The 4413-nt window shown below is 64.9% G+C and carries 4 protein-coding genes and 1 pseudogene; 2 read left to right on the top strand and 3 right to left on the bottom strand.

What is annotated here, in order from left to right:
- Window positions 1-87: 87 nt before the first annotated feature.
- Window positions 88-744 (top strand): annotated as a pseudogene (locus G3N97_RS36795) (inorganic phosphate transporter); the annotation flags it as partial.
- Window positions 745-756: 12 nt separating this feature from the next.
- On the opposite strand, the gene aliB reads toward G3N97_RS36795, so the two are convergent.
- The 3 genes from aliB to badH are packed head-to-tail and all read right to left on the bottom strand — an operon-like array spanning window position 757 to window position 3568.
- Window positions 757-1908 carry a cyclohexanecarboxyl-CoA dehydrogenase gene (aliB, locus tag G3N97_RS36790; RefSeq protein ID WP_205997689.1) on the bottom strand — a complete coding sequence of 384 codons (1152 nt, stop codon included), beginning with the start codon at window positions 1906-1908 and terminating at the stop codon, window positions 757-759.
- Window positions 1909-1963: 55 nt separating this feature from the next.
- A complete protein-coding gene (gene badI / locus G3N97_RS36785) occupies window positions 1964-2746 on the bottom strand; it encodes a 2-ketocyclohexanecarboxyl-CoA hydrolase (RefSeq protein ID WP_205997688.1) in 783 nt (260 codons plus the stop codon).
- Window positions 2747-2800: 54 nt separating this feature from the next.
- On the bottom strand, window positions 2801-3568 hold the full coding sequence (gene badH / locus G3N97_RS36780) for a 2-hydroxycyclohexanecarboxyl-CoA dehydrogenase (RefSeq protein ID WP_205997687.1): 768 nt from the start codon (window positions 3566-3568) through the stop codon (window positions 2801-2803).
- Window positions 3569-3724: 156 nt separating this feature from the next.
- Here badH and G3N97_RS36775 point away from each other — a divergent pair, with 156 nt between their 5' ends.
- On the top strand, window positions 3725-4240 hold the full coding sequence (locus tag G3N97_RS36775) for a MarR family transcriptional regulator (protein ID WP_205997690.1): 516 nt from the start codon (window positions 3725-3727) through the stop codon (window positions 4238-4240).
- Window positions 4241-4413 lie beyond the last annotated feature (173 nt).

Below are 4413 nucleotides of genomic sequence, written 5' to 3'. Positions count from 1 at the left end.
GGGGAGAAGACTGAGGGATCCGTGGAGAGGGCGCGCGCTGCCCAGCGCAGGACGGGGAGCTGAGCGCGGCCCGACCCGGCCCCCGCGCGCGGGGCCGCGCCCGCCGATCCGCGCGCCGAAGTCGAAAAGTTTGTGCGCACGCGTGAGTTGCAACCGCAAACGCTGCCCGCGCTGCGCGCGCTGACCGACATCATCGGCGACCAGGTGAGCCTCTCGGGTTCGCTCGCGCAGGTGCCGGAAGTGATCGTCGACAATGTGCGCAACAACATGTACGTGGCCTCCGAAGCGATCCGGCTGATGGAAAAGGCCCACGCGCCCACGTTCGCGCCCGCCGACGCCGCCGTGCTCGACGACTTCCGCAAGCAGATGGACCACGCGACGAAATTCATCCCGACATGGGTAAAAGTGGCGGTGGCGATCGCGCTGGGTCTCGGCACGATGGTCGGCTGGAAGCGCATCGTCGTGACCGTCGGCGAGAAGATCGGCAAGCAGCACCTGACCTACGGCCAGGGCGCGTCCGCCGAAGCGGTCGCCATGCTCACCATCGGCATGGCGGACGTCTACGGCCTGCCGGTTTCCACCACGCATGTGCTGGCTTCGGGCGTCGCGGGCACCATGGCCGCGAACGGCTCCGGTCTGCAATGGGGCACCGTTCGAAATCTCGCGCTCGCGTGGGTGCTCACACTGCCGGCTTCGATTGCGCTGGCCGCCGCGCTGTACTGGGTGTTCCGCCAGGTGTTCTGATGATCTTGCGCGCTACGCGGGCACCGCCTCGCGTCCCGCGTTCGCGCGCGCGATGATCGTCTTCATGATCTGCGCGGTGCCATCGCCGATCTGGAAACCGAGGATGTCGCGCAGACGCTGCTCCATCGGCCCGCGATCGTAGCCGCCGTGGCCGAACGACAGCAGGCACTGATGCACCACGTCGTAGGCCAGCTTCGGCGCCCACCATTTGCACATGGCGGCTTCGGCCGTGTGCGGCAGCCCGCGATCTTTGAGCCACAGCGTTTGCAGACACAGCAGGCGCGCCGCATCCACCTGCGTCGCGTATTCGGCCAGCGGATGCGAGACGCCCTGAAACGCCGCAAGCGGCTTGCCGAACGCCTCGCGCTGCGCCACGTAAGTCCACGTTTCGTCGAGGCTCGCACGCGCGACGGCGAGTACCTGCAAGCCAATCAATGCGCGCGAAAAATCGAAGCCCTGCATCACCTGCACGAAGCCTTTGCCTTCGTCGCCCAGACGATGATCGACGGGCACGCGCACGTTGTCGAAGAAGATCGAACCGCGCCCGATCGCACGCTGACCGTGACAATCGAAACGACTGCGCGTGATGCCGGGCAGATCCATCGACACGAGCAGCGCGGACACGCCGCGCGCGCCGTCTTCCACGCGGCCGCTGCGCGCGAACACCACGGCGGCGTCGGCCTGATCGGCGGCGGAAATCGAAGTCTTTTCGCCGTTGAGCACGTAGTGGTCGCCCACGCGCTCCATCTTCAGACGCAGATTCGCCGCGTCGGAGCCGCCGCGCGGTTCGGTCAGCGCGATGGCGAGCAGCGCGCGGCCCTGCGTGAGCCGTTCGAGCCACAGCCGCGCGATCTCGGGACGCGCGTGCTGCGCGAGAATCTGCCCGTTCAGCGACGCGAGCAGGTTGATGTACGAGAGACTCAGATCGGCGGCCGCGATCGCTTCGTGAATCACGCCCGCCGCGAGACAGCCCAATCCCTGCCCGCCGAACGCTTCAGGCAGTTCCGGCGCGATAAAACCCATCTCGCCCATCTCTCGCATCAGATCGCGATCGAGCACGCGCGTCTGGTCGCGCTCCAGAAAGCCGGGTGCAACGCGCCCTTGCGCGAAACGCTGCGCGTGTTCGGCGAGCGCCGCGAGATCTTCGTCGATATAGGGGTTCATGCGCGCTCCTGAATCACGACATCATTATGGAATCCAAAATAATTCAAAAACACCTTTACTTCGCGTACTTGCGAAACTCGGGAGGACGTTTTTCCTGAAATGCCTTCACGCCTTCGCGCGATTCCTCGGTGTCGTAATAGAGCTTCAGCGCCATCATGCCCATGCCTGCAATACCCGCCTGATGCGCGGTATCCATATTGAACGAGCGCTTGGCGATGGCAATCGCGGTCGGGCTCTTCTCCATGATTTCATCGCACCACTTTTGCACTTCGTCGTCGAGCCGCTCGTGCGGCACGACTGCGTTGACGAGTCCCATCGCCAGCGCTTCGGCCGCCGGATAACGGCGACACAGATACCAGATCTCGCGCGCCTTTTTCTCGCCGACCACGCGCGCCAGATACGCCGTACCAAAGCCCGGATCGACCGAACCGACCTTCGGCCCCACTTGCCCGAACACCGCTTTCTCCGAGGCAATCGTGAAATCGCAGATCGTGCAGAGCACGTTGCCGCCGCCGATCGCATAGCCTTGCACGCGCGCGATCACCGGCTTCGGCACGTCGCGAATCGCGTTGTGCAGTTCCTCGATCGGCAAGCCGATGGTGCCGCGCCCATCGTATTGCCCCGCGTGCGCCGATTGATCGCCGCCCGTGCAGAACGCTTTCTCGCCCGCGCCCGCGAGCACGATCGCGCCGATCTCGCGCGTATAGCCCGCGCGATTGATCGCGTGGATCAGCTCGTCGCACGTGCGGCCGCGAAACGCGTTCATCTTCTCGGGCCGGTTGATCGTGATCCATGCCGCGCCGTTGCGCACTTCGTAGAGAATGTCGTCGTATTGCATCGTCGAGTCCTGGTGAGGTGAAAGCGTGCCGTGTGCGTGCACTTTCGGGCGGTGTCAGCCGGCCATGGTCAGGCCGCCGGATACGCTCAGCACCTGGCCCGTGATATAGCGCGCGTCGTCGCTGGCGAAGAAGGCGATGGCGCCCGGCAGGTCGTCGGGCTGGCCGATGCGTCCGAGCGGAATCGCGCGCTGGAAGGCTTCGAGCAGTTTCTCCGGATTGCCCGCGCCTTCCTTGTAGTCGGCGAAGAGCGCAGTGTCGGTCGGTCCCGGACAGACCACGTTCACCGTGATGCCGTGGCGCGCATGTTCGCGCGCGATGGTCTTCGAAAAAGCCACGAGACCGCCCTTGCACGCCGCGTACACCGCTTCGCCCGAGGACCCGACGCGCGCCGCATCGGAGGCGATATTGACGATGCGGCCGCGCTTGCGCGCGACCATGCCTGGCAGCACCGCATGGTGCAAATGCAGCGCGCCGACGAGATTGATGGCGATGAGCCGCTCCCATTCCACCGGCGTGGTCTTCGTGAACGGTTTGAAAACGTCCCAGCCCGCGTTGTTGACGAGCACGTCGATGGGACCGAGTTGCGTCTCGATCTGCGCGATTGCATCGTTCACGTCGGCGCGCACCGTGATGTCGCCGTGCAGCGCCAGCGCCGCGCCGCCTTGCGCGACGATCTGCGCGGCCACCTGCTGCGCCACGTCGAGCGACAGATCGAGCACCGCCACGCGTGCGCCCTCCGCCGCGAAACGCCGGCACGCCGCGCCGCCGATGCCGCCGCCACCGCCCGTGACCACGACCGTCTTGCCTTCGAACCGCTTCATCGCGCCTCCTTGCGTGGCGAGGTTGTTACCATGGAGTCCGTCGACGTTGGCGCGATCTTGTCGCGCTCATCAATTACGTCAATATATTGACGTATACTCGGCAGACGATCCGACGTCGGCAAGCGCGGCAACACCAGGAGAAACCCTTTGTCAAAAATGCAGAAAACGCAGGAAAATGCCGTTAAAACGGATGACACGACGCGCTTCGAACTGGCGAACCGACTGTTCTTTCGTCTTTATCAATCCGCCAATATGTTGCATAAAACGGGCACGCGGGCGGTGGAAGAGGAAGGACTGACCACGCAGCAATGGGCGGTGCTCGGCGCGCTCTCGCGAGAAGAAGCGCGCGACGGCATGAGCGTGGGCGACCTCGCGCGTTATCTGCTGGTGAGCCGCCAGAATCTCTCAGGGCTGCTGAGCCGCATGGAGCGCGACGGGCATCTGAGCGCGACGCCCGACGCGCAGGACCGCCGCTCGCGCCGGGTGCGCATGAGCGAATCGGGCCGCAAGCTCTGGCTGAACGAGGCCACGCCCAAGATTCAGGCGTATTACGAGGAAGTACTGGGGAATTTTTCCGTCGACGACATGACGCACACGCTGCACTATCTGCTCAAGCTGCTCGACAACATGAAGCAGATCGACGAGCGGCGCGGCGCGGTCGAGGAAGATTGAATCGACCCGGTAAATCAAACGCGCGCCGCAAGCTCCGCTTCCACGCGCCGACGCAGATCGCGCACGATCTTCGCAGCGGGCACGAGCCACCACGTCGGCGCTTCGACCGTGAAACCCCAAGCGAGACGCGTGGTGTTCGCGTCGGTTTGCTGCGCGCGGCAGTGAAAGCGCAA

The organism is Paraburkholderia sp. Ac-20347, assembly GCF_017104805.1.
In the GTDB taxonomy this organism is placed as follows: domain Bacteria; phylum Pseudomonadota; class Gammaproteobacteria; order Burkholderiales; family Burkholderiaceae; genus Paraburkholderia; species Paraburkholderia tropica.
This window is presented reverse-complemented; position numbering and strand designations above follow the sequence as displayed.